General features: G+C 68.5%; 17 protein-coding genes and 1 pseudogene. 14 read left to right on the top strand and 4 right to left on the bottom strand.

What is annotated here, in order from left to right:
* Nucleotides 1-16 precede the first annotated feature (16 nt).
* From ABZ845_RS20610 to ABZ845_RS20660, 11 genes are all read left to right on the top strand, one after another.
* Complete coding sequence (locus ABZ845_RS20610; RefSeq protein WP_360981649.1) at nt 17-2,641, top strand: valine--tRNA ligase; 2,625 nt, start codon at nt 17-19, stop codon at nt 2,639-2,641.
* 364 nt (nt 2,642-3,005) lie between these two features.
* Nucleotides 3,006-4,514, top strand: a complete 1,509-nt coding sequence (locus ABZ845_RS20615) for a folylpolyglutamate synthase/dihydrofolate synthase family protein (protein ID WP_360981652.1) — start codon at nt 3,006-3,008, stop codon at nt 4,512-4,514.
* 6 nt (nt 4,515-4,520) lie between these two features.
* Nucleotides 4,521-4,877 (top strand): DUF4233 domain-containing protein, encoded by a 357-nt coding sequence (locus ABZ845_RS20620; protein WP_360981655.1) that lies wholly within the window; start codon nt 4,521-4,523, stop codon nt 4,875-4,877.
* Nucleotides 4,878-4,989: 112 nt separating this feature from the next.
* A complete protein-coding gene (ndk, locus tag ABZ845_RS20625; protein WP_360981658.1) occupies nt 4,990-5,403 on the top strand; it encodes a nucleoside-diphosphate kinase in 414 nt (137 codons plus the stop codon).
* 342 nt (nt 5,404-5,745) lie between these two features.
* Entirely contained in the window at nt 5,746-6,765 is a 1,020-nt protein-coding gene (locus ABZ845_RS20630; RefSeq protein WP_360981711.1) for a rod shape-determining protein, read from the top strand.
* 363 nt (nt 6,766-7,128) lie between these two features.
* Nucleotides 7,129-8,160, top strand: a complete 1,032-nt coding sequence (mreC, locus tag ABZ845_RS20635; protein WP_360981661.1) for a rod shape-determining protein MreC — start codon at nt 7,129-7,131, stop codon at nt 8,158-8,160.
* Between the two features lie 11 nt (nt 8,161-8,171).
* Nucleotides 8,172-8,840, top strand: a complete 669-nt coding sequence (mreD, locus tag ABZ845_RS20640; protein WP_360981664.1) for a rod shape-determining protein MreD — start codon at nt 8,172-8,174, stop codon at nt 8,838-8,840.
* A gap of 132 nt (nt 8,841-8,972) precedes the next feature.
* Entirely contained in the window at nt 8,973-11,225 is a 2,253-nt protein-coding gene (mrdA, locus tag ABZ845_RS20645; RefSeq protein ID WP_360981667.1) for a penicillin-binding protein 2, read from the top strand.
* A complete protein-coding gene (rodA, locus tag ABZ845_RS20650; RefSeq protein ID WP_360981670.1) occupies nt 11,222-12,418 on the top strand; it encodes a rod shape-determining protein RodA in 1,197 nt (398 codons plus the stop codon). The genes mrdA and rodA overlap by 4 nt, the downstream gene beginning before the upstream one ends.
* Before the next feature lie 94 nt (nt 12,419-12,512).
* Complete coding sequence (locus tag ABZ845_RS20655) at nt 12,513-14,024, top strand: CYTH and CHAD domain-containing protein (protein WP_360981673.1); 1,512 nt, start codon at nt 12,513-12,515, stop codon at nt 14,022-14,024.
* A 122-nt stretch (nt 14,025-14,146) separates the two neighbouring features.
* Nucleotides 14,147-16,117 (top strand): TIGR03960 family B12-binding radical SAM protein, encoded by a 1,971-nt coding sequence (locus ABZ845_RS20660; RefSeq protein ID WP_360981676.1) that lies wholly within the window; start codon nt 14,147-14,149, stop codon nt 16,115-16,117.
* Nucleotides 16,118-16,413: 296 nt separating this feature from the next.
* On the opposite strand, the gene ABZ845_RS20665 is transcribed toward ABZ845_RS20660, so the two are convergent.
* On the bottom strand, nt 16,414-17,091 hold the full coding sequence (locus ABZ845_RS20665) for a GAP family protein (protein WP_360981679.1): 678 nt from the start codon (nt 17,089-17,091) through the stop codon (nt 16,414-16,416).
* Nucleotides 17,092-17,527: 436 nt separating this feature from the next.
* Between ABZ845_RS20665 and ABZ845_RS20670 the strand changes: the two genes are divergently transcribed.
* The 3 genes from ABZ845_RS20670 to ABZ845_RS20680 all read left to right on the top strand — a co-directional run bounded on the left by ABZ845_RS20670 (nt 17,528) and on the right by ABZ845_RS20680 (nt 20,786).
* Nucleotides 17,528-18,118, top strand: coding sequence for a hypothetical protein (locus ABZ845_RS20670; protein ID WP_360981681.1), 591 nt, complete (start codon nt 17,528-17,530; stop codon nt 18,116-18,118).
* A gap of 129 nt (nt 18,119-18,247) precedes the next feature.
* Nucleotides 18,248-19,600, top strand: a complete 1,353-nt coding sequence (locus ABZ845_RS20675) for a Dyp-type peroxidase (protein WP_360981684.1) — start codon at nt 18,248-18,250, stop codon at nt 19,598-19,600.
* Between the two features lie 55 nt (nt 19,601-19,655).
* Nucleotides 19,656-20,786, top strand: a complete 1,131-nt coding sequence (locus ABZ845_RS20680) for a catalase family protein (RefSeq protein WP_360981687.1) — start codon at nt 19,656-19,658, stop codon at nt 20,784-20,786.
* A gap of 676 nt (nt 20,787-21,462) precedes the next feature.
* Here the strand turns inward: ABZ845_RS20680 and ABZ845_RS20685 are convergent.
* The 3 genes and pseudogenes from ABZ845_RS20685 to ABZ845_RS20695 all read right to left on the bottom strand — a co-directional run bounded on the left by ABZ845_RS20685 (nt 21,463) and on the right by ABZ845_RS20695 (nt 23,499).
* The gene (locus ABZ845_RS20685; RefSeq protein WP_360981690.1) at nt 21,463-22,026 is read right to left on the bottom strand and encodes a GNAT family N-acetyltransferase; all 564 of its coding nucleotides are present in this window, start codon (nt 22,024-22,026) and stop codon (nt 21,463-21,465) included.
* A gap of 4 nt (nt 22,027-22,030) precedes the next feature.
* Nucleotides 22,031-22,640 (bottom strand): annotated as a pseudogene (locus ABZ845_RS20690) (superoxide dismutase).
* Nucleotides 22,641-23,205: 565 nt separating this feature from the next.
* Nucleotides 23,206-23,499, bottom strand: a complete 294-nt coding sequence (locus ABZ845_RS20695; RefSeq protein WP_360981693.1) for a hypothetical protein — start codon at nt 23,497-23,499, stop codon at nt 23,206-23,208.
* Nucleotides 23,500-24,174 lie beyond the last annotated feature (675 nt).

Raw genomic sequence — 24,174 nt, forward strand, 5'->3', positions numbered from 1 at the left:
CTCTAAACTGAGCCCCGTGACCGAGAACGCTCAGCAGCAGCCATCAGCGCCCGAACCCGAACTGCCGACTCAGTACGCGCCGGCCGATGTAGAGGGGCCGCTGTACGAGCGCTGGGTAGAACGGGGTTACTTCGAGGCGGACGCGAAGAGCGACAAGCCCGCGTACACCGTCGTCATCCCGCCGCCGAACGTCACCGGCAGCCTGCACCTCGGCCACGCCTTCGAGCACACGCTGATCGACGCCCTCACCCGCCGCAAGCGCATGCAGGGTCACGAGACGCTGTGGCAGCCCGGAATGGACCACGCGGGCATCGCGACCCAGAACGTCGTGGAGCGGGAGCTGGGCAAGGAGGGCAAGTCGCGGCACGACCTCGGCCGCGAGGCGTTCGTCGAGCGCGTCTGGCAGTGGAAGTCCGAGTCCGGCGGGCAGATCTCCGGTCAGATGCGCCGCCTGGGCGACGGTGTCGCCTGGTCGCGCGAGCGCTTCACGATGGACGAGGGTCTGTCCCAGGCCGTCCAGACCATCTTCAAGCGGCTCTACGACGACGAGCTGATCTACCGCGCCGAGCGCATCATCAACTGGTGCCCGCGCTGCCTCACCGCGATCTCCGACATCGAGGTGGAGTACCAGGACGACGACGGCGAACTCGTGTCGATGAAGTACGGCGAGGGAGAGGACTCCATCGTCGTCGCCACGACCCGTGCCGAGACCATGCTCGGCGACACCGCGGTCGCGGTCCACCCGGACGACGAGCGTTACAAGCACCTGATCGGCAAGCTCATCAAGCTGCCGCTCACCGACCGTTCCATCCCCGTCGTCGCGGACACGCACGTCGACCCCGAGTTCGGCACCGGCGCCGTCAAGGTCACCCCGGCCCATGACCCGAACGACTTCGAGATCGGCCAGCGCCACGACCTGCCGAGCCTCACCGTCATGGACGAGCACGCGATCATCACCGCCCACGGCCCCTTCCAGGGTCTGGACCGCCTCGAGGCCCGCTCCGCCATCGTCGCCGCCCTGCGGGCCGAGGGCCGGATCGTCGCCGAGAAGCGGCCTTACGTCCACTCGGTCGGCCACTGTTCGCGCTGCAAGACCACCATCGAGCCCAGGCTCTCCATGCAGTGGTGGGTCAAGGTCGGCCCGCTCGCCAAGGCCGCCGGTGACGCGGTCCGCGAGGGCAAGGTCAAGATCCACCCGCAGGAGATGGAGAAGCGGTACTTCGACTGGGTCGACAACCTCCACGACTGGTGCATTTCCCGCCAGCTGTGGTGGGGCCACCGGATCCCCGTCTGGTACGGGCCGAACGGCGAGGTCGTCTGCGTCGGTCCGGACGAGCAGCCCCCGAGCGGCGACGGCTGGCACCAGGACACCGACGTCCTGGACACCTGGTTCTCCTCCGGCCTGTGGCCGTTCTCCACGCTGGGCTGGCCCGAGCAGACCGAGAGCCTGAAGAAGTTCTATCCGAACTCCGTCCTGGTCACCGGCTACGACATCCTCTTCTTCTGGGTCGCCAGGATGATGATGTTCGGCCTGTACGCGATGGACGGCACCCCGCCGTTCCACACCATCGCCCTGCACGGCATGGTCCGCGACCAGTTCGGCAAGAAGATGTCGAAGTCCTTCGGCAACGCGGTCAACCCGCTTGACTGGATGGACAAGTACGGGTCGGACGCACTCCGGTTCACCCTGGCGCGCGGCGCGAACCCGGGCGTGGACGTGCCGATCGGCGAGGACTGGGTCCAGGGCTCCCGCAACTTCGCGAACAAGATCTGGAACGCCACCCGGTTCGCGCTGATGAACGGTGCGACGGTCGAGGGCCCGCTGCCCTCGCCCGAGCGGATGTCGGCCACCGACCGCTGGATCCTGTCCCGCCTGAACTCGGTCGTCGCCGAAGTCGACGCCCTGTACGAGGACTTCCAGTTCGCCAAGCTGTCCGACGCTCTCTTCCACTTCGCGTGGGACGAGGTCTTCGACTGGTACGTCGAGCTGTCCAAGACGACGTTCCAGGCGGGCGGAGAGGCGGCCGAGGTCAGCAAGCGTGTCCTCGGCGAGGTCCTCGACGTCACGCTGAAGCTGCTCCACCCGATCGTCCCGTTCGTCACCGACACCCTGTGGACGACGCTCACGGGCGGCGAGTCCCTGGTGATCGCCGACTGGCCGACCGACAGCGGCTTCCGTGACAAGGCCGCAGAGCGGGAGATCGAGTCCCTCCAGTCGGTCATCACCGAGGTCCGCCGCTTCCGCTCCGACCAGGGACTCCAGCCCGGCCAGCGGGTCCCCGCCCGGCTGACCCTCGACGGCACCGCCCTGGCCCCGCACGAGGCCGCCATCCGCCAGCTGCTGCGCCTTCAGCCGGAGGGCGAGGACTTCACGGCGACGGCGACCCTGCCGGTCGCGGGCGCCGAGGTCGCGCTCGACCTGTCGGGCACGATCGACGTGGCGGCGGAGCGCAAGCGCCTGGCCAAGGACCTGGCGGCGGCGCAGAAGGAGCGCCAGCAGGCGGAGGCGAAGCTCGGCAACGAGGCGTTCCTCGCGAAGGCTCCGGAGAACGTGGTCGAGAAGATCCGCACGCGCCTCGCCAAGGCCGACGAGGACATCACCCGCATCCAGTCACAGCTGGACCGCCTCCCCCAGGCGTAAGCGGTCCCTCGCTGGGCGAAGGCCCCCGGAATCTCTTGATTCCGGGGGCCTCGGCCGACCTGGAGGGGCGCGGGGAACTGCGCGCCCGGGTCATGACGACCCCGCGCCCGCCGGCGCTCCCGGGCCACCCCGCCCCTAGGGTCTTTCGTTTGGATCAGGCCGGATCAGGGAGCGGGGTCTGGCACCGCGCCTCGCCGCGTTGTCGTCGGTTGCCATGGCTCCGCCATGACGCCCTCCTCCGCCTTGCGATGCACGGCACCAGCCCCCGCTCCCTGATCCGGCCTGATCCAAACGAAAGACCCTAGGGCCCACCGCTCCCCAAGCCACCGCACGCGTCGTCACCCCCGCTCCGTAGACTGGCCTCGTGAGTGACCTGCGCCCGCGTGACCCCAATGAGAGCGATCCCTTCGAAGACATCGTCGCGGCCGAGACGGACCGCGACCCCGACCTCGCGGCGATCGAAGCCGGCAGCCGCACCCTGCGCACCCAGGGCGGCCGGCCCCAGGCGGACGTGCCGGTGCGGCCCGCCGACCCCGAGGTGGACAAGGCGCTGCGAGCGGTCGAGGCCGAGCTGGCCGGACGCTGGGGCGAGACCAAGCTGGAGCCGTCCGTCAGCCGTATCGCGGCGCTGATGGACGTCCTGGGCGACCCGCAGCGGTCGTACCCCTCCATCCACATCACGGGCACCAACGGCAAGACCTCCACCGCACGCATGATCGAGGCCCTGCTCGGCGCCTTCGAACTGCGCACCGGCCGGTACACGAGCCCGCACGTGCAGTCGATCACCGAGCGCATCAGCCTCGATGGCGCCCCGATCACCCCCGAGCGGTTCATCGAGACCTACGAAGACGTCAAGCCGTACGTGGAGATGGTCGACGCCCAGCAGGAGTACCGGCTGTCGTTCTTCGAGGTGCTCACGGGCATGGCGTACGCGGTCTTCGCGGACGCGCCCGTCGATGTCGCGGTGGTCGAGGTCGGCATGGGCGGCACCTGGGACGCCACGAACGTCATCGACGCTGACGTCGCCGTCATCACCCCCATCGACCTGGACCACACCGACCGGCTCGGCGGCACGCCCGGAGAGATCGCCCAGGAGAAGGGCGGCGTTATCAAGCAGGACGCCACCGTGATCCTGGCCCAGCAGCCGGTGGACGCGGCTCAGGTGCTGCTGAAGAAGGCCGTGGAGGTGGACGCGACCGTGGCCCGCGAGGGCCTGGAGTTCGGGGTCGTCGCCCGCCAGGTCGCGGTCGGCGGCCAGCTCCTCACCCTGCGCGGCCTCGGCGGCGAGTACGACGAGGTGTATCTGCCGCTGCACGGCCCCTACCAGGCGCACAACGCCGCCGTGGCGCTCGCCGCCGTCGAGGCGTTCTTCGGAGTGGGCTCCCAGCGCCCCGAGCCGCTCGACATCGACACGGTCCGCAAGGCGTTCGCGTCGGTGTCGTCTCCGGGCCGCCTGGAGGTCGTACGGCGCTCCCCGACGGTCGTCCTGGACGCCGCCCACAACCCGGCGGGTGGCCGCGCCACCGCCGAGGCCATGAGCGAGGCGTTCGACTTCAGCCGGCTGGTCGGGGTCGTGGGCGCGAGCGCGGACAAGAACGTCCGGGGACTGCTGGAGGCGTTCGAGCCGGTCTTCGCCGAGGTCGTGATCACCCAGAACTCCAGCCAGCGGGCGATGGACGCCGACGAGCTGGCCGCGATCGCCGTCGAGGTCTTCGGCGAGGAGCGTGTCCAGGTCGAGCCGCGGCTGCCCGACGCCCTGGAGGCGGCGATCACCCTGGCCGAGGAGGAGGGGGAGTACGCGGGCGCCGGCGTCCTCGTCACCGGCTCCGTCATCACTGTCGGCGAGGCCCGACTGCTTCTGGGGAAGGGCTGACTTCTCGTGCGTACGCTGTGTGCTTCGACCCTGATCGGCGAGTTCTTCGTCATCGGCTTCGCCGGTCTGGTCGCGATGAAGGACCCGCATCTGACCACAGGCACGGTCTGGACGGTCAGCGGCATCGCCATGGCCCTGTGCGTCCTGCTGTGCGGCGTGCTCACACGGCCGGGCGGGATCCAGCTGGGCTGGGCCCTGCAGATCGTGCTGATCGCCTCCGGCTTCTTCGTGCCGACGATGTTCTTCATGGGCGCGGTCTTCGCGGGACTGTGGTGGGCGTCCGTCCACTACGGCCGGAAGATCGACGAGGCCAAGGCCCGCTTCGCGGCGGCCGAGGGCACCGAAGAAGGCAGCCCGGCCTGAGCGGCCGGGCCGGCGGCTCACCCGGACGGGACGCGGCTTACACTGCGTGACCACCGCCCCGACCTGCCCTGTAGCCTCATCCTCCCGCACAAAACATCAAAGGAGCCCTCTCGTGACCTCGCGCACCCTCGTCCTGCTCAAGCCCGACGCCGTCCGTCGCGGGTTGATCGGCGAGATCATCGGCCGTATCGAGCGCAAGGCCGGCTGGACCATCAGCGCGCTGGAGCTGCGCACCCTGGACCAGGACACCCTGGAGCAGCACTACGGCGAGCACAAGGGCAAGCCCTTCTACGAGCCGCTTGTGGAGTTCATGGCCTCGGGCCCGGTCGTGGCGCTGGTCGTGGAGGGCGAGCGGGTCATCGAGGGCCTGCGCGCGCTCGCCGGCCCCACCGACCCGATCGCCGCGGCGCCGGGCTCCATCCGGGGGGACTTCGGGGTGATCGTGCGCGAGAACCTCATTCACGCCTCGGACTCCGAGGAGTCCGCCGAGCGCGAGCTGAAAATTTTCTTCCCCGGTCGCTTCTGAGCGCACGGATGATGAACTTTTGAACGCCTTTTGTGAACAATTCTGAGGTTTTGTCACGTCACCCGGATGCCTGAACGGGGACCGTCGGATATCCGGCGACGAAAAACCCCCCGGACCCGTGGCATATGCGTGGCGTTCGGGGGAACGGCTACCCCCGAACGCCCGTCTCCACAAGCGAGGCGGTGCGTCATCTGCTGACAATGGCGAAGACCCTCGCGCAGTGTTTCGTGCGGGCGAGACTACGATGTAAGCCTTCACGTCACAGCACCCACTTCGCCACCCCAACAAAAGCCATCAAACGCTCAACTTGGGAAGGCCAGACGAATCCTGATGGGGAACTCAATGTCGTTCATCGGCCGTGACATGGCTGTCGACCTCGGGACCGCCAACACGCTGGTGTACGTCAGGGGTCGCGGGATCGTACTCAACGAACCGTCCGTCGTCGCGATCAACACCAACACCGGTGGCATCCTCGCGGTCGGCGCGGAAGCGAAGAAGATGATCGGCCGGACGCCGGGCAACATCGTCGCAGTACGTCCTCTGAAGGACGGCGTGATCGCCGACTTCGAGATCACCGAGCGCATGCTCCGCTACTTCATCCTGAAGATCCACAAGCGGCGGTACCTGGCTCGCCCGCGCGTCGTCGTCTGTGTGCCCTCGGGCATCACGGGCGTCGAGCGCCGTGCGGTCATCGAGGCGTCCTCCCAGGCGGGCGCCCGCCAGGTGCACATCATCGAGGAGCCGATGGCGGCCGCCATCGGCTCCGGCCTGCCGGTCCACGAGGCCACGGGCAACATGGTGGTGGACATCGGCGGCGGCACCACGGAGGTCGCGGTCATCTCGCTCGGCGGGATCGTCACCGCCCAGTCCATCCGCGTCGCGGGTGACGAGCTGGACAATGCGATCATCCAGCACGTCAAGAAGGAGTACTCGCTCCTTCTCGGCGAGCGGACGGCCGAGCAGATCAAGATCACGATCGGTTCGGCGTACGAACTCGACTCTGACGAGCACACCGAAATCCGCGGCCGTGACCTGGTCTCGGGGCTGCCCAAGACCGTGGTCATCTCCGCGGCCGAGGTCCGCAAGGCCATCGAGGAACCGGTCAACGCGATCGTGGACGCGGTCAAGACGACTCTGGACAAGTGCCCGCCGGAGCTGTCCGGCGACGTCATGGACCGCGGCATCGTCCTGACCGGCGGCGGCGCCCTGCTGCGCGGTCTCGACGAGCGGCTGCGCCGGGAGACCGGCATGCCGATCCATATCGCCGAGGACCCCCTGGACAGCGTGGCGCTCGGATCGGGCAAGTGCGTCGAGGAGTTCGAGGCGCTCCAGCAGGTGCTGGACGCCCAGCCCCGCAGGTGAGGCAAGGCGCGGTTCCGCCGTACGAGGCGATCTCCTGTCGATCCCTTCTCGTACGGCGGATCGCTGGTACAGGGGCATAAGCTCCCCTCGTACCTCCATATCTCCATACCCCGTCTCCATACCCCCGGACCGATCCCCGGATCGGCCCGGGACCGACCTCCGGACCGACCCCAGGTCGACTCGGGGATCGGTTTCCTGACTGACCCCGGATCACCCCGGGACCGACCCCCCGGTCGACCCCGGGACCGCGCCCAGCGGGTCGTGCCTGCCACCAGGTATCGCCCGCGGGGTCCGTGCCCAGCGGACCAGCGCACCCGGGATGCCCGCCCACACATTCCGACGAGGAAGGCACGGCCGCCGCACGTGAGGGACACACGAGAGAGCCGGCTGCTCCTGGTGCTGCTGATCGCCATCGCGTTCGCACTGATCACGGTGGACATCCGTGGCGGCCAGGATTCACCGGTCGAAGGTGCCCGCCAGGCTGCTGCCACGGTCTTCGGCCCGATCGAGAACGGGGTGTCGTCCGCCGTCGACCCCGTCGGCAACGCGATCGCGGCCGTGCGCGACTCAGGCAGCCGGCATGACCGCATCGCGCAACTGGAGCAGTCGAACGCCGCGTTGAAGGCGAAGCTGGGCAGCGACGACCGCAACCGCAGTCGGCTCAAACAGCTCGACAACATGATCCGCGTGGCGGGCGAGGGACAGTACGGGATCAAGGGCGCCGAGGTCATCGCCATAGGAGCGGCCCAGGGCTTCTCCTGGACCGTGACCATCGACGTGGGCGCCAAGGACGGCATCAAGCGCGACATGACCGTCCTCAACGGCGAGGGCCTGGTCGGACGGGTCACCACCGTGGGCCCGGACACCGCGACCGTGCTGCTCGCCAACGACCCCGACTTCACCGTCGGCACCCGTATGGAGGGCAGCGACGAACTCGGTTTCGCCACCGGGCAGGGCGACCGCCCGATGCGTGTCCAGCTCCTCAACGGCAAGGCGGACGTGAAGAAGGGCGACCGTCTGGTGACCTTCGGCTCGGAGGCCGACAAGCCCTTCGTGCCCGGCGTCCCGGTCGGCGTGGTCTCCCGCGTCGACCCTTCCGGCGGCGACCTCACCCGCACGATCTATGTGACGCCCTTCGTGTCCTTCACCAAGCTGGATGTCGTCGGGGTGGTCGTCCAGGCGCCCAAGAAGGACCCGCGCGACGCCGTTCTGCCCCCGAAGCCCCAGGCGCAGCCCACACCGACCGTGACCGTCACCGTCACGCCCTCTGCCGAGGGTCAGTCGCCTGACGGCGGGCAGTCGCCCGACAGTCAGCAGTCTCCCGGGGGCGGGCAGTCGCCGGGCGACCAGCAGACACCGGACAGTCCCCAGCCCGACGACCAGCAGACGCCCTAGGAGCTGAACAGATGCGCTTCAACCGGATTCTGCTCTCCGCCCCCCTGGTCGTCGTCGCCCTGGTGATCCAGGTGAGCGCCCTCGCCCGTCTCCACCTGCCCGGTGCCGTCCCCGACCTGGTGCTGCTGACCGTCGTCGCCCTCGCCATGGTCTACGGCCATGTCGGCGGCTGCCTCGTCGGCTTCGGCGCGGGTCTGCTCTCCGACCTGGTACCGCCCGCCGACCACGCCGCCGGACGCTACGCCCTGGTGCTGTGTGTCGTCGGCTACCTCGCCGGCCTGGCCAAGCCCGAGAACGGCCGTCTGAAGTCCGCGACGGGCCCGATGGCCGTGGTGGTCGCCGCCGCGATCGGCTCGACCCTGCTGTACGCGGGCGTGGGCGCCCTCGTCGGCGACACGGCCGCCCGTCATGTGGGCCTGGGCAGCCTGCTGTTCACGGCCGCCCTCTACGACCTGCTGCTCGCGCCGTTCGTGGTCCCCGTCGTCATGGCCCTTGCCCGCCGTCTCGACAACGACCCGCTCTCCGAGACCAGCTCCGCCAAGGCGTCCGACGTCTCCTCCGGCTGGCTCTCCTCCGGCACCGGGCTGCGCATCGGCAGCCAGCGCGGGGTACTGCGGGTCAAGGCGGCCAGGGCCCGGGTCGCCCGCGCCGGACGCATCAAGGGGGTCAAGCGGCTGTGAACCCGCCCGAGTTCCCGCCCGAGTTCACCCGAACGGGGAAGTTCCGCTGGAACGGGGCCGCGCCCGTCCCGCGTTCTCCATCCGTACGGGCACACGCACACACGTCCACGCACTGAGAGGGGAGGCAGCGCAGTGACCAACATTCCCGAGACCGGACGGACGCCCCGCGTCCAGATCCGGCTCGTCGTCATCCAGATCCTTGTGCTCTCCCTCCTCGGCACCCTCGGTGGCCGCCTCTGGTACCTCCAGATCCGCAACGGCGCCGAGTACGCCAAGGAGGCCAGCGGCAACCACGTCCAGCAGGTCGTCCAGCCCGCCGTGCGCGGCGAGATCCTGGACGCGCGCGGCGTCCCGCTCGCCGACAACGAGACCCGCCTCGTGGTCTCCGCCTCCCGCACCGATCTGCTGAAGATGAAGGACGACGGCAAGGGAGTCCTCACCAAGCTCGCCGGGGTGCTGGGCATGCAGCCCCAGGACGTCATCGGGAAGGTCCGGCTGTGCGACGCGAAGACGCCACAGCCCTGCTGGAACGGCTCGCCCTACCAGCCGATCCCCATCACCGACGAGGCCACGCCCAAGCAGGCCATGCAGATCCGCGAGCGCTCCGAGGATTTCCCCGGCATCACCGCCGAGCCGGAAGCCCTGCGCCGCTACCCGGGACCCGGAGACTCCAACACCGCCCAGGTGCTCGGCTATCTCTCGCCCGTCACCGACGACGAGATCCAGAAGGCCAAGGACACCGACTCCCCGTATCTGCGCTCCGACCAGGTCGGCCGCTCCGGACTTGAACGCCAGTACGACAAGGCGCTGCGCGGCAAAGCCGGCGTCACCCGCTACGAGGTCGACAACCTCGGACGCGTCATCGGCAAGGCCAAGAGCGACGCGGCCGAACCCGGCTCCAACCTCGTCACCAGCATCGACGCACGCGTCCAGCGGGTCGCGGAGTACGAGCTGGACACGGCGATGAAGACCGCCCGCACCCAGTTCGACTCCATCACCGGCGAGAACTACAAGGCGGACTCCGGCGCCGTCGTGGTGATGGAGGCCAAGACCGGCCGCATCGTCGCCATGGCCTCCGCCCCGACGTACGACCCGAACGTGTGGGTCGGTGGCATCTCCGCCAAGGACTACAAGCAGCTCACCGGCAAGGACTCCGACTACCCGCTGCTCAACCGGGCCATCCAGGGGCAGTCGGCACCCGGCTCGACGTTCAAGGTGGTCTCCACGGCGGCCGCCGTCGAGGCCGGCTACCCCTTCGACGGCCACTACCCGTGCACGAGCTCGTATTCGGTGGGCGGCCAGGTCTTCAAGAACTTCGAGGGAGAGAACTTCGGCCCGATCTCCATCGGCAAGGCCCTCGAAGTCTCCTGCGACACCGTCTTCTACGGCCTCGCCGACAACGAGTGGAAGAAGGACGGCGGCATCAACCCGAAGAAGGGTCAGCCCAAGGACTACTTCTTCAAGGCCGCCCACCAGTTCGGCCTCGGCAAGCCCACCGGCATCGACCTGCCGAACGAGGTCTCCGGCCGCGTCCCCGACCGCCAGTGGAAGCTGGACTTCTGGAAGGCCAACAAGGACTTCTGGTGCAAGACCGGCAAAAAGGACGGCAGTTACGTCGAGAAGATCGCGTACGAGAACTGCCTCGAAGGCAACAGGATGCGCGAGGGCGACGAGATCAACTACTCCATCGGCCAGGGCGACACGCTCCTGACGCCGATACAGGAGGCCGACATCTACGCGGCGATCTCCAACGGCGGCACGCTGTGGAACCCGACCATCGGCAAGGCGGTCATCAGCCCCGACGGCAAGAACATCACCGAGATCAAGCCCAAGGCCCACGGCAAGCTGCCGATCAACGCCAAGACCCGGGACGTCATGGACGAGGCTCTCGCGGGCGTCGTCACCCGCGGTACCGCCGCCTGGAAGTTCGGCGGCTGGCCGCAGGACAAGATCCCGCTGCACGCCAAGACCGGTACCGCGGAGGTCTACGGCAAGCAGACGACCTCATGGCTTGCCACGTACTCCAAGGACTACTCGGTCGTCATGACCATCTCCCAGGCCGGTACGGGTTCGGGAGCCTCCGGTCAGGCCGTGCACAACATCTACAACGCCCTGTACGGAGTCCAGAGCGACGGCTCGATCGACAAGAAGAAGGCCCTGCTCTACAGCCCGCAGCAGGGCCTGCCGGAGATCCAGCGCGACGGCTCGATCGTGGCCCCGAAGATCCAGAAGTACGACCCGAACGCGAACAAGGTGACCGGGCAGGACCAGCAGCAGTCCCCGACCGACAACCCGTCGGCCACCGTCCCCTCACCGACGGCGACCAACCGTGACACCCGCAGGCGGTCGGCCCGCCCGAAGAAGAGGCGGAGGATCCTGACGTGACCGCCCACAACTTCTCCGTCTCCGGATACGGACCCGAGCGGGCGGGCTGGACGCGGATCTTCGCCCGCGACGGCCTCGCCCGCCGCCTCGACTGGCCGATACTGCTGTCGGCCATCGCTCTGTCCGCGATCGGCACGGCGCTCGTCTACTCGGCGACCCGCGGCCGCACCGAGATCAACCAGGGCGACCCGTACTACTTCCTGGTCCGGCACCTGATGAACACGGGCATCGGACTCGCCCTGATGATCGGCACGATCTGGCTCGGCCACCGCACCCTGCGCACCGCCGTGCCGATCCTCTACGGGATCTCGCTCCTGCTGATCCTGCTGGTGCTCACCCCGCTCGGCGCCACCATCAACGGCAACCGCAACTGGATCGTCTTCGGCGGCGGATTCTCCCTCCAGCCCTCCGAGTTCGTGAAGATCACGATCATCCTGGGCATGGCCATGCTGCTCGCGGCCCGGGTCGACGCGGGTGACAAGCCCTATCCCGACCACCGGACCGTGGCGCAGGCCCTGGGCCTGGCCGCCATCCCGATGATGATCGTCATGCTGATGCCCGACCTGGGCTCCACGATGGTCATGGCCGTCACCGTGCTGGGCGTGCTGCTCGCCTCGGGCGCCTCCAACCGCTGGGTGTTCGGCCTGATCGGCGCGGGCGCCCTCGGGGCGGTCGCCGTCTGGCAGCTGCACATCCTCGACGAGTACCAGATCAACCGCTTCGCCGCGTTCGCCAACCCCGATCTGGACCCGGCGGGCGTCGGCTACAACACCAACCAGGCGCGCATCGCGGTCGGTTCCGGCGGGCTGACCGGCGAAGGACTGTTCCACGGCTCACAGACGACCGGACAGTTCGTGCCGGAACAGCAGACGGACTTCGTCTTCACGGTCGCGGGGGAGGAGCTCGGCTTCATCGGAGCGGGCCTGATCATCCTCCTGCTCGGCGTCATCCTCTGGCGCGCCTGCCGGATCGCCCGTGAGACGACCGAGCTGTACGGCACGATCGTCGCCGCCGGGATCATCGCCTGGTTCGCCTTCCAGTCCTTCGAGAACATCGGCATGACCCTCGGCATCATGCCCGTCGCGGGCCTCCCGCTGCCGTTCGTGTCCTATGGCGGCTCGTCCATGTTCGCGGTCTGGATAGCGGTAGGACTGCTGCAGTCGATCCGGGTGCAGAGACCGCTGTCGGCGTAGGACGCGGGGCGCGGGGCGGAGGGCACAGGCGCGGGTTCCGGACGAACCTCGGCCGACTCTGCCCCGCAGGCCCGATTGGCACTAGATTCGGTGCATGGCGGACACCAAGCGCGAAATCGAGCGTAAGTATGAAGCCGTGGCCGGGGACCCGCTGCCCGACCTGACCCGCGTCGGCGGTGTCGCGGCCGTGGTCGACAAGGGTGTCGCCGAACTCGACGCCACCTACTTCGACACGGCCGACCAGCGGCTGGCCGGGGCCTCGCTGACCCTGCGCCGCCGCACCGGCGGCGACGACGCCGGCTGGCACCTCAAACTGCCCGTCTCCGAGGGCGTACGGGACGAGGTCCACGCCCCGCTCTCGGACGGCATCCCGCGCCCCCTGACCGACCTCGTGCGCTCCCGCGTCCGCGACGCCGCACTCGTCCCCGTCGTCCGGCTGCGCTCCGCCCGCGACGTCCGCCACCTCGTGGACTCCGACGGCGCCCTGCTCGCCGAGGTCAGCCTCGACCGGGTGCGCGCCGAGCGGCTCAGCGGCGGCAAGGGCCGCGCCGAGTGGACCGAGATCGAGGTCGAACTGGCGGAGGACGGCGACCCCGCCTTCCTCGACAAGGTCGACAAGAAACTCCGCAAGGCAGGCGTCAGCCGCTCCTCCTCCGCGTCCAAACTGGCCAGAGCCCTGGAGGAGACCGGCGGCCGCGCCGCACCGGCCGTGGCCGCCGCCGGACAGGAACCGCCGGTCACCGCGGGCGACCACGTCCTCGCCTATGTCCGGGCCCAGCGGGACGCGATCGTCGCCCTGGACCCCGCGGTGCGCCGTGACGTCTTCGACTCCGTGCACTCCATGCGTGTGGCCACCCGGCGGCTGCGCAGCACGTTCCGCTCGTTCGGGAAGATCCTCGACCGGGGCGTCACCGACCCGCTCGCCGACGAGCTGAAGTGGCTGGCGGGCGAACTGGGAGTCGACCGCGACCGGGAAGTCCTCACCGAACACCTGACGGCCGCCGTGTCCGCGCTGCCCCGCACCCTGATCGCCGGCCCCGTCCGCGGACGCCTGCGCACCTGGTCGAACGCCCGTCGCGGTGGATCCCGGCGCCGCCTGATCGCGGTGCTCGACAGCAGACGCTATCTGGACCTGCTGGACGCGCTGGACGCCCTGGTCGACGGCCCGCCCCTGCTGAAGGCGGCGACGAAGGACCCTTCCAAGGCCGTCGCGAAGGCCGTGAGGAAGGACTTCCGCAAGGTCGCCGGCCTGGTCGGCCAGGCCCTGGACCTGCCACCGGGCCCCGACCGGGACCTCGCGATGCACGAGGCCCGCAAGAAGGCCAAGCGCACCCGGTACGCGGCCGAGGCCGCCACCCCGGCACTGGGCAAGCCCGCGGAGTCCCTGGTCAAGTCGATGAAGTCGCTGCAGTCGCTGCTCGGGGACCACCAGGACAGCGTGATGGCCCGGGGCACACTGCGGGAGTTGTCGGCCCAGGCCTACGCGGCGGGGGAGAACACCTTCACCTACGGCGTCCTGTACGGGCGCGAGGAGCAGCGCGCGGCGTCGGCGGAGGAGGCACTGCCGGAGGTGTGGCGGACGGCGCAGGGCGACCTGAGGCTCTGACGCGACACCGCGTCCGTCCAGGAAGGCCGCCTGCCCTCTCCGGGCGTCCGTGGTCGCGCCGCGCTCGCGTTAGGCTTGATGGTCACCCCTGTAAGTTCAGTCCAGCTCACGAAAGACGCGAGATGTCTGCCGAAGCCGCCGAGTCGGTGTTCCCGCAGCTCGAAGCTCTGCTCCCGCATGTGCAGAAGCCGATCCAGTACGTCGGCGGAGAGCTCAACTCCACGGTCAAGCCGTGGGAGACCTGTGACGTCCGCTGGGCGCTCATGTACCCGGACGCGTACGAGGTCGGACTGCCCAACCAGGGCGTCATGATCCTCTACGAGGTGCTGAACGAACGGGAGGGCGTCCTCGCCGAGCGCACCTACAGCGTGTGGCCGGACCTGGAGGCCCTGATGCGGGAGCACGGCGTCCCGCAGTTCACGGTGGACAGCCACCGCCCGGTGAAGGCCTTCGACGTCTTCGGCCTGAGCTTCTCCACGGAGCTCGGCTACACGAACATGCTCACGGCCCTGGACCTGGCGGGCATCCCCCTGGAGTCCAAGGACCGGACTCTGGACGACCCGATCGTGCTCGCGGGCGGCCACGCGGCCTTCAACCCCGAGCCGATCGCGGACTTCATCGACTGCGCGGTGATCGGCGACGGCGAGCAGGCCGTCCTGGAGGTCACCGAGATCATCCGTGCCTGGAAGGCCGAGGGCCGTCCGGGTGGCCGCGAGGAGCTGCTGTTCCGCCTGGCGAAGACGGGCGGGGTGTACGTACCGGCGTTCTATGACGTCGAGTACCTCGCCGACGGCCGTATCGGCCGGGTCGTCCCCAAGAAGTCGGGCGTTCCGTGGCGCGTGAGCAAGCACACGGTCATGGACCTCGACGAGTGGCCGTACCCGAAGCAGCCTCTCGTCCCGCTGGCGGAGACGGTCCACGAACGGATGTCCGTCGAGATCTTCCGCGGCTGCACGCGCGGCTGCCGCTTCTGCCAGGCGGGCATGATCACCCGCCCGGTGCGTGAGCGCTCGATCACCGGCATCGGCGACATGGTCGAGAAGGGCCTGAACGCGACGGGCTTCGAGGAGGTGGGCCTGCTGTCCCTCTCCTCCGCCGACCACAGCGAGATCGGCGACATCGCCAAGGGCCTTGCCGACCGCTACGCGGAGGACAAGATCGGCCTCTCGCTTCCGTCGACCCGGGTGGACGCGTTCAACATCGACCTGGCGAACGAGCTCACCCGAAACGGCCGGCGCTCGGGCCTCACCTTCGCCCCCGAGGGCGGCTCGGAACGCATCCGCAAGGTCATCAACAAGATGGTCTCGGAAGACGACCTGATCCGCACGGTCGCCACCGCCTACGGCAACGGCTGGCGCCAGGTGAAGCTGTACTTCATGTGCGGCCTGCCGACGGAGACGGACGACGACGTCCTCCAGATCGCCGACATGGCCACGCATGTGATCCAGAAGGGCCGCGAGGTCTCCGGATCCAACGACATCCGCTGCACGGTCTCGATCGGCGGCTTCGTCCCCAAGCCGCACACCCCCTTCCAGTGGGCCCCGCAGCTGAGCGCCGAGGAGACGGACGCGCGCCTGCAGAAGCTGCGCGACAAGATCCGCGGCGACAAGAAGTACGGGCGCTCCATCGGCTTCCGCTACCACGACGGCAAGCCCGGCATCGTCGAGGGCCTGCTCTCCCGCGGAGACCGTCGCATCGGCGCCGTGATCCGCGCCGTCTACGAGGACGGCGGCCGTTTCGACGGCTGGCGCGAGCACTTCTCGTACGACCGCTGGATGAGCTGCGCGGACAAGGCGCTGGCGGAGTTCGGCGTGGACGTCGACTGGTACACGACCCGCGAGCGCACCTACGAGGAGGTCCTCCCCTGGGACCACCTCGACTCCGGCCTCGACAAGGACTGGCTCTGGGAGGACTGGCAGGACGCCCTCGACGAGACAGAGGTCGAGGACTGCCGCTGGACACCGTGCTTCGACTGCGGGGTGTGCCCTCAGATGGACACTCAGATCCAAATCGGCCCGACCGGCAAGAAGTTGCTTCCGCTGACGGTCAAGAACGCAGGTCAGGCGCCTGCTTCGAGTGATCACGCGCACTGACGTGAGCGGGACTCTCGATCGGGTGATTGAGGCGCTGGCGGGGGTGAGCGAGGAGGAGGTGGCTGCGGCCGGTGCTTCGAGCTCTCGTCCGTCGGTGCCGCCGGTGTTCTCTCGGACGCCGCTGCCGGGCCCTAGACGATCTCCGCACATTGTCTCCGAGGTGGAGTGGGTCTGAGCTCCATTCCAGGTCTGTGCGCGACTGCCAGACGCCTCGAGCCCCTTTCCTGATGGGGAGGGGGCTCGTTGGTCTGTTGCACGTCCGTGAGCGACCACACCGTCATGCCTGGGTAAGCCTGTCAGGAGACGAGGATGGAGATGCCGTCTCCGAACAGCTTCAGCCCGAGGACGGAGAATAGGACGGCCATCACGGCGACGTTGTGCTGAGCTGCCCACTCTTTCCAGTTGGCGAGTGTGGTCTTGGCTCGCTCTCCTCCGAGGAGGAAGACTGCCAGCGGGGCCAGCAGGCCGAGGGTGGCAATCACGACGAAGATTGCCAGCGACGCGATCTCCTGCCCGGCCGGCAGTCCGGCTGAGCCGATCGCGGCGCCCGCGGCGATGGTCAGCGGGGCGTTCTTGGCGTTGAGCGCGGCCAAGGCCAGTCCGAGTGCGAAGACCTTGACCGGCGTGAGACGGTCGATCGCGCCCATCCATTTCGGCAGTTGGGCTTGCGAGGGATCCTTCGGGCGCCGGTGCCATTGCCGGGCGCCGAAGAGAACGAGGAACAGGCCCAACGCGAGCTTGAGGGCTCCCACCCAGGTAGCCGGGTGACCGTGGGAGGAGGCACCTGCGGGAGAGGCGATCGCCAGCATCACCGCGCCCAGAGCCGAGAGTCCCAGGATCCAGCCGACGGTGAAGAGGACTCCGTTGAGGCGTCCCCGAGGCGTGGCGAGTATGAGGATGATTGCGATGATCGGGAGCGGGCTGACGGCGACCGCGGCCGCGAACCCCAGCACGTCACCGAGAACGTGGCCCATGGTTGCCTCCGGGTGGAGATCCAGTGGAGCAGGGGGCGGCGGAAGCTGGCGACCTGGCCGCCTGCGCGGCGCAACGGGCTGGTGCGCGATGGGCTGCGGCGCTGTCTACGCGGCCGCGCGGAAGGGGCTGGCTGCCCGGCAACGGTGATGACGACGTACTCGGCACGTCTCACCGAATTCCATTTTCCTGCGCCTGGCCGGATCTGTCCTCGGGAGCTTCTCAGGGCGCGAGGACCCTGACGTCGGCCTGTCGCAGAGGGCAGGCGACCCTGCAATTGCCGGAGCTTCTAGCTACCACCCCAGGTGACCACAGCGCCCAGGGACCGAGATGCGAGGCAGGTCAGCCGCAGGGAGGATTGGCGATGTGAGGGCGCTCGCGCCTCATGCCCGGGCGCTTGGGGATCCTCGCACTGATCTGTGGCAGGAGGACCTCGCGATGGCCGCGACGACAGGCGCAACCCCGTCGGCTCACCATGAGCACCCGGGCAGGATGGACGGGGTCTGTAACGAGTTCACCGTTTTCACCAAGATCAAGCCGGGCGAGGCCGATGCGTTGCGTGAGGATCTCGCCGAGATGGCCGACGCGGCGAATGACGAGAATGTCCATGCGGCGGTGCGCCAGATCGGCACGCTGCATGACGCACGGCACGTCATCTTCGACAATGACACGAGGTTCATGTTCGCCAGCGTCTTCGACGGCTCGTGGGACACCTACATCGACGACTTCGCCAAGACGGTGGTCGGGGCCCGCTTCGACAAGGTCTTTTCACACAGCGAAGGGTTCCCCGGCGTAAAAGATCCAGGGGCCAAGGACTGGTTCCTCGCCCACCAGGAGCCCGCAGGCGTCTTCGTCAGCGCCTACCCCGATCTGACCGTTCAGCAGATCTACAAGGACCAGCGCGTGGACGAAGCGTTCCAGGAGGTGCTGGACACCTCCGAATACCGGGCGGCGCTGGAGAACCCGGCCAATGCGGAATTGGTGGCCACGCCTGCCTTCCAGAAGCTGCTGGAGGAAGCCTCTGCCTAGAACCCGGACGGCCCAGAAGCCGGACATAACCGGCTCTCGGATCAGATCCAACGTTGGACCGCATCGGTAGGCGGGGTCGGCCGCTGCGGGGCTGCCCGGGTAGAGACCGATGTGGAGGCACAAGCAATCATGAACACCGCGGACAGCCGCAACGCGGCCGGCGTGCGCGTCGAGATCGACGACGTCCAGAGCGGAGCCCTGCGCCCGCGGCCCGTGCCCTACGAGGGAAAGTTCATCTTCCTGCGCGTCGATGACCGACACGCCGGGCGCGCCCTGCTGCGACGGCTGCTCCCGGTGACCTCGGGTGGCCTGCCCAGCGCGGACCGGAGCCAGGATGCCTGGGTGGCGGTGGCGTTCACTTACCAGGGGCTGAGGGCCCTAGGGGTGCCTCAGGAGTCGCTGGACAGCTTTCCGCGGGCGTTTCGCGAGGGCATGGCCGCTCGGGCGGAGCTGATCGGCGACGTGGGCGAGAGCGCGCCGGCCCACTGGGAGGCACCGTTTGGAACGGGCGATGTCCACATCGCGTTGAGTGCCCTCGCCTCCGATGCGGCACAGCTGAGCGAGAAGCTGGAGCAGGCTTGTGTCGCCTTCGAGGACACGCCCGGTATCCAGGTGATCTGGCAGCAGGAGGTCCGCCAGCTCCCGACCGGGCGCACCACCTTCGGCTTCCGTGACGGCATCAGCCATCCGAACATCGAGGGCGTCGGACTGCCCGGCTCCAACCTGCAGGAAACCCCCATCAAGGCCGGCGAGTTCATCCTCGGCTACCCCGACGAAACCGGGAACATGCCGCCCATGCCCACACCCGATGTGCTGGGCTGCAACGGGACCTACGCAGCCGTGCGCAAGATCCACACCAACGTGGCGGCCTGGCGCCGGTACTTGCGCGCGAACAGCTCCGGCGCCGAGGAGGAGGCGCTCCTGGCGGCGAAGTTGGTGGGGCGCTGGCCGAGCGGGGCACCGCTGGAGCTGTCGCCGGAGCACGACGATCCGGAGCTGGCTGCCGATCCGCACCGCGTAAACAACTTCCTGTACCGGGAGAACGACGATCGAGGGTTCCGCTGCCCCGCCGGTGCGCACATCCGGCGCGCCAACCCCCGCGATTCGACCATCATCGGCGATGCACGGATGCACCGTCTCATCCGCCGCGGCACCACTTATGGCCCGCCGCTGCCGGAGGGTGTGCTGGAGGACGACGGCGCCGACCGTGGTCTGGTCGGAGTGTTCCTCGGCGCCCATCTGGAACGGCAGTTCGAGTTCATCAAGGCCGAGTGGATGAACGACGGCAACTTCATCGGATACCCCGGCGAAAAGGACGCGGTGGCCGGGCATCACGGCGGAACGGGCACCGTCACCATCCCGGAGAAGCCGGTCCGGCGTCGTCTGCAAAACCTGCCCAGCTTCGTGGTCACCCGGGGCGGGGAGTACTGCTTCGTGCCGGGGCTGCGTGCCTTGCGCTGGCTCGCGGAGTTGGAGGACTGAGGGCAGTTCATGCCTCCTGAGATCCGACAAAGGTCTTCGAGGAGAGGTCGAAGTCATGGCAGCACAGTTCGTCCGCTACACGCCGGACGTCGAAGACGACGACCCGGACTTCGAGCAGAGCCTGCAGAAGGTGATCGAAAAGACCGAGAGGTACATCGCCGAGTCGGTCAGCGCCGGTGGCACTGGACAGGCCCTCCGCGATGCCCACGCCAAGGGCTACGGTCTGGTCCGAGGGGAAGTGGAGATCCTGGACGGGCTTTCCCCCGAGTACGCCCAAGGCATCTACGCGACTCCGGGAACCCACGACGCGCTCATCCGTTTCTCCAACGGTTCGCCTCATGCCGGGGCTGACGCACGACTGGGCGCCGCCACCGGACTGGCACTGAAGATGTTTGGCATCCCCGGCACGACCCTGCTGGAAGACGAACCGGACGCAGGCACCTTCGACTACGCCAACATCAACGGCCCGATCTTCTTCTGCAACACGGTCGAGCACTACCTGTTCATCCAGGAACTGTTCCTGGACGCGCCGGCCTACTTCTCCCAGGGCCGACCCGGCGCGCGTCGCTTCTTCACCGAGTTCGTGACCGGGAAGGGGACACTGGACCAGGACGACTGGGCGTGGGACGAGTTCCTGGCCTTCCTGCGCCTGTCGAAGACCCCTCCGGCGAACGTGCTGCTGTCGAGCTATTGGACGATGGGCGCGGTCCGGCACGGGGACTACATCGCCAAGGTGCACATCACCCCCGACCCGTCCTCCGCCGCCGCGGTGGTCCGGCGCACCATCGACCCGACCTCCGCGCCGGAAGTCTTCCGACCGGCCTTGCAAGCCGAACTACAAGAGCGTCCCTACGTCTTCGACATCCAGGTCCAACTCTGCACCGACCTGGAACGCATGCCGGTGGAGGACACCACCGTGGAATGGCCTGAACAGCTCTCGCCGCCGGTCACCGTGGCGAAGCTACGGCTGCCACAGCAGGACATCTCCAGCCCGGAGAACCTGGAGAAGATGGACGCACTGTCCTTCACGCCCTGGCGGGTCACCGCGGAGCACGCGCCCCTGGGCAACATCATGCGGGCTCGCAAGGAGGTCTACCGGCGATCCTCTATCACGCGCCACAAGCTCAACCAGCAGCCGCGTACAGAGCCGCGCAGTGCCGACGAGGTGCTTGGTCCGACCCAGTGAAGCCGACGTCGCCCTCAGCCCGGCGTGACATCAGATCGCGACGAGGAGGTCTGGACAGGCGTCTTCGGCAGTAGGTGCGTCGATCAGCGAGGTGCCTTGGCGCTGGTTGTGCGTAGTTGACCGCCCGCAGATGGATACATGGGTACAAGTAGGCCCGACCGGTAAGAAGCTGCTGCCGCTCACAGTGAAGAACGCTGGTCCGGCGCCCACTTCGAGTGGTCACGCGCACTGAGGTGAGCGAGGCACTTGATCGGGTGGTGGAGGCCCTGGCGGGGGTGAGTGAGGAGGAGGTAGCGGCTGCGCTGGCTGCTGTCGGCGTTTCTGGACGTCGGTCGGCGGCCCCGACGCGGAACCTCCGTACGCCCCTGCCGGAGCCGGCAGACTCCTCGCGCATCCGCTCAGAGGTGGAGTGGGTCTGAGCTCGCTACGGCTGAGTTCCGACCCATTCCACTGGCTTCAAGCCCCGGCTGCGCTCCGCTCCGCCGGGCGCGCTTCCCGGCTCCGCTGCGCGCTGCGCTCCTGCCGTCGGCCCGCTCACCGCGCACTGCGCCGACGCGCGCCCATGTGTGGATAGGACCAGAGGCCATGAGTCGAGCACCGCAGAGACCGGCCACGGTCAGAACCAGCCTCCGGCGGAGGCGTGCGTCCCAACCTGCAGAGAGACGCGAGCTCATCCCTACCACGGGCGGTGCATGAGGATGCGGACTTTGTCATTGGGCAGGTGCAGAACTTTTGCGGTGTGCCAACCGCGTGAGCGGTAAAGCGCCAGGGCCGGTGCGGCGTGCGGGTGGGTGAGCAGCCAGCGGGGCCCTGCTGGTGAGGTGTTGATGAGCCTGTCGTGCAGCGCTGCTCCGATGCCGTGGCCGCACGCATGTGGGACGACCGCGAGTTCGCGTAATTCGAAGGGCGGCGCGCTGCTTGCTGGTAGTCGCTCCGCTAGGGCAGCCAGGTGGCCACCGCGGCGGCCGTAGGCGAAGCCCACCGGGCAACCGGAGGTGTCCTCGGCAAGGACCAAGACGAATGCCAGATGGTGAGCGTCGCGGATGAGGCGATCGATCAGGCGGGCGGTATCGATCGGCGCGGCGTACCACGGGTGGGGCGTGAAGGCGGCATGCGCGAGGTGGGCGAGTGCGCCGAGGTGGGGAGCGATGCTTCCTGCGGGGATGACGGTGAGGCGTATGCCGCCGGGCGGCCCGAGAAGCAGGGTACCTCCCGGACCGCCGGGTGACGGTGCGGTCACGTGGTCAGGCGCCGGTCGCCGCGGCGTACCGGGCGGCGACGTCCTCCCAGTTGACCAGGTCCCACAGCTTGGTGACGTAGTCGGGGCGGACGTTCTTGTACTGCAGGTAGTAGGCGTGCTCCCAGGCGTCGAAGACGAGCAGCGGGGCGGTGCCCTGGCCGACGTTGCCGTGGTGATCGTAGACCTGCTCGACGACCAGGCGGCGCCCGAGAGGCTCCCACGCCAGCACGCCCCAGCCGGAGCCCTGGACGGAGGAGGTGGCCACGGTGAGTTGCTTCTTGAACTGTTCGAAACCGCCGAGGTGTTCGTCGATGGCGTTGGCGAGGGCGCCGTCGGGGCGGTCGCCGCCGTCCGAGGGAGAGGTTCTGCCAGAAGATCGAGTGCAGGACGTGCCCGGAGAGGTTGAAGGCGTAGGTCTTCTCTAGGCCGACCAGGCCGGTGGGCGTGATCTGGTCCTTGTCGCGGATCTCGGAGATCTGTTCGAGGGTGTCGTTGGCGCCCTTGACGGAGGCGGCATGGTGCTTGGCGTGGAGCAGCTCCAGGATCTGCCCGGTGATGGCCGGCTCCAGCGCGGCGTAGTCGTAGGGCAGGTCGGGAAGCGTGTAGGTGCCCATCAGGCACGTCTCCTTTCCAGTGGGTGATCGTCCGGGGACAGCCTACGCACTTATTGCGAGGAGCTTGCAACAACTAATCTATTGCATCAGTATGGGTTGTGACGGGGTCGGCCCGTCAACTTTCGGTAGCGCGGCTCCTCGGTGCTGCTCCTTCCCGGAAGGTGATCGTCTTCTCACCCGGCACCCGCCGGACTCCGGCCGACCCCGCCCACGCGCATCACGCCTGGCAGGTGGAGCACACCCCATTGAGAACCACGCTCTCCAGCCGGAAGGCACCCCATCTGGGCACTTGATCGGGTGGTGGAGGCCCTGGCGGGGGTGAGTGAGGAGGAGGTAGCGGCTGCGGTGGCTGCTGTCGTCGTTTCTGGATGTCGGCCGGCGGCCCCGACGCGGAGCCTCCGTACGCCCCTGCCGGAGTCGGAAGGCTGCTCGCGCATTCGCTCAGAGGTGGAGTGGGCCTGAGCTCGCTGCTGTGGCGGGCGTCGATCTGCACTGGCCGGGCACCAGGAGATCGACTCGACGATCGGGCCGGTATCCCGCAGTGCGCGGACACGGCACCGATTGGTCACTTTCCGTCGACGTCGGGCTGGATCTCCAGCGTGAAGACCGCGTCCTCGGGGCCGGTGCCTTCTTCGCCCGCCCACACGATCACGCGCACGTGCTGCTCGCTGACGCCGTTCACCTTCCACTCGGTCACAAGGTCGGTGGCGACGAGGGCGGCGACGTATCTGGCGTCCTCGCTCCGGGACTCGGTGGTGACCCTTCCCCGCCACCGATGGGAGTGGCCGCCGTAGGGACGCCAGCCTTCCGAGCCGTGTGGCTCCTCCACTCGGTACGCCCACACCCTCTCGGTGCCCATGACACCGATCCTGTCACCAAGGAGCCCTCATGCGCCGGATCGGATCGAGCCCGCCGAGCGGGGCAGTGCGACGGGGCAGTCCTCTCCGGACCTCATCGAGGCCGACGACGGGGACTTCCTCGTGATCGGGAAGCTCGCCTGGCTCAGCTTCCGTGACTGCCCTGCGGGTCGTCGCCGCGGGGGGCGACTTCCACGCGGCCGACTGTTAATCACCACCAGCAGTACCTCGACAAGAATCCTGCCGAGTACTGCGGGCTGGGCGTGATCGGCTCTCGTGCCAGATCGGCGTGCGGCGTCTGCCCGCAGATGGATACATGGGTACAAGTAGGCCCGACCGGCAAGAAGTTGCTTCCGTTGACGGTCAAGATCTCTGCGCCGGCGCCCGCTTCGAGCGGTCACGCGCACTGAGGTGGGCGAGGCGCTCGATCGGGTGGTCGAGGCGCTGGCGGCGGTGAGCGAGGAGGAGGTGGCCGCGGTGCCGGCTGCGGTCGGCGCTTCGGTTCCTCGCCCGTCGGCGCCGTCGGCGCGCTCTGGGACGTCGTTGCCGGGCCCTGGAAGTACCGGTACATCGTTTCCGAGGTGGAATGGGTGGGTCTGAGGGGCCTGCCCGCTTGCGTGACTTGTCGACCCCCGAGCCTCCTTTCCGCAGCGGGAGCCACTCCGACTACCAGGGCG

The organism is Streptomyces sp. NPDC047022, assembly GCF_040644155.1.
Taxonomy (GTDB): Bacteria; Actinomycetota; Actinomycetes; order Streptomycetales; family Streptomycetaceae; genus Streptomyces.